The organism is Candidatus Protochlamydia phocaeensis (genome assembly GCF_001545115.1).
GTDB lineage: Bacteria > Chlamydiota > Chlamydiia > Chlamydiales > Parachlamydiaceae > Protochlamydia_A > Protochlamydia_A phocaeensis.
Genome location: NZ_FCNU01000005.1, coordinates 1 through 1,784, shown reverse-complemented (window position 1 = coordinate 1,784; position 1,784 = coordinate 1). Strand labels below are relative to the sequence as shown.

The 1,784-nt window shown below is 30.2% G+C and carries 3 protein-coding genes; all 3 read right to left on the bottom strand.

Going from position 1 to position 1,784, the window contains the following annotated elements:
* Window positions 1–845, bottom strand: an 845-nt coding sequence (locus BN3769_RS00855) for a hypothetical protein (RefSeq protein WP_068466615.1), incomplete at its 3' end; no start/stop codon positions are given.
* Window positions 846–848: 3 nt separating this feature from the next.
* Window positions 849–1,226 carry a hypothetical protein gene (locus BN3769_RS00850; RefSeq protein ID WP_195155521.1) on the bottom strand — a complete coding sequence of 126 codons (378 nt, stop codon included), beginning with the start codon at window positions 1,224–1,226 and terminating at the stop codon, window positions 849–851.
* A 106-nt stretch (window positions 1,227–1,332) separates the two neighbouring features.
* Window positions 1,333–1,784 (bottom strand): hypothetical protein (locus BN3769_RS14885; RefSeq protein WP_195155520.1); only part of this gene is annotated, 452 nt, incomplete at its 5' end.

Here is a 1,784-nt window from a genome sequence, read left to right as displayed (position 1 = left end):
AATAATGCAATCTCTAAAATATCTCCATCAGAAAAGGTAAAAATTACCTTCTTTTTTAATTCCGCATATTTCTTCTTCAATAATTTTGTTTCTGGATGTGTTAAATCAGCCGCAAAATTCACGGAATTAATTATAGAAAGTGAATCATCTTGATCTTCAAAAGATTGAAGCTTATCCCATAAATACTCTTTTTCTTCTTCCAATGATTGAAAGCTTACAGAAGGAAAAAAATATTTTAATTTAAGTTTTGATTGTCCTTTAAATCGGCAGATTTCATCTCTTCTTTCGTACAAACATGCATTATGCTCTCCATATCCAAGCAAAACACCCCATAAAATTTCACTATTTTGAATTGTTGCTTGGAGAGTTGCTCTGCCAGACTCTATGTCCTCTAATAAATTTTGAGGGGAAATGTCAAATCCTAAAATTTTATCAAATAAAATTTTGTGCTTTTTTAAAGTATTTAAAAAAGATGTTTTATTTATTAAAATAACAAATTTAATATCTGGAAAGTTTAAAGATTTTTCTTCTATAAGAAGAAAATGTTTCATTGAAAATAAAGAACTATATTTTTTCCATGTGCTCCATTTTTTCCAAAAAATTCCTCCATTTTTATCTCCGCTAAGGATATTCTGCCAAGGAGTGAGAGTGAAATGCCCGGATAAAGATATAGGCTTATCACCAAGAATTGTGTATCCAAAATGGTCTTTATAAATAAATTGTTTAAATATAGATCTTATATCTTCTTTATCTTCTAGTGGTATTTGATCTAATAAATCTTGAACATTCGCTTGAATTTTAAAATTATAAATCAAAGCAACCAGAAGATAAAGAATCCATTTCATTTCTTAACTCCCTGTTTCATCTCTTCGCATTTTGCAATTTTTACATTTTGCTCTTGCTCCAGGATTCATATAATTATAGTAACCACAATTATTGCAACGCCATTCTCCGCCTTCTCTTGCACATTGATGATTTTCGAAATAAACACCTTGATCATCAACTGAAATCCCTGAAACTGAAAACATAAATCCATTTAAATTAATATAAATACCATTAGGAGCTACATATACACTTCCGGAAGGCACGTAAAATTTTCCATCTATTTCTTGTAATTCTTGAAAAGCGCTATCAAGTTCATTCATTTGGCAATAATCATTTGCAAAACAAATATTTGAAAAAAGAAGAAAGAACAAAAAGCAAGATAACATATAATTTTTTCTCACAAAACTCCATAGGTTATGGTTGTATAGCAATACGAGAAAAAATCGTAGAAAATTTAAAATAATTTTACAAACGTTTTCTCAAATAGTTTTCTTGAATATTAATTTTTTACAAACTCCGTTCTACTGCTCTGTTACTTTGCTTATTTTGTTCCACATGCAATCTTGCATTATCCTGTTCAATCTGAGTCTGCTTATGCATTTTATCTGAATTTTCAATCACATCATTTTGAATATTCTTTTTCAGATCCTCTTGACCCATTCCCAAACTTAATGCATCAGCAAGAGATTTATCAACACTATAGGCTTGCCTATTGCCCAGAAAAGAAGGTAAATTAGAGATAACTTGTTTGATTTCCTCCACTTGCAGTGTATTTTTACACTTTGCAGCTTCTTCTAATATTAACTGATGAGCAATTCGATGGGATAGCTCTGAACTCAATTGATAATCCTTCTGAATAGTCTGTTTTAAATGAACTTGCTGTGAAGATAATCGGCTTACTTCATTAATAATTTCTTGCTTAGTTTCCCATATCCGACCACCATATTTTTCCTCGAGAG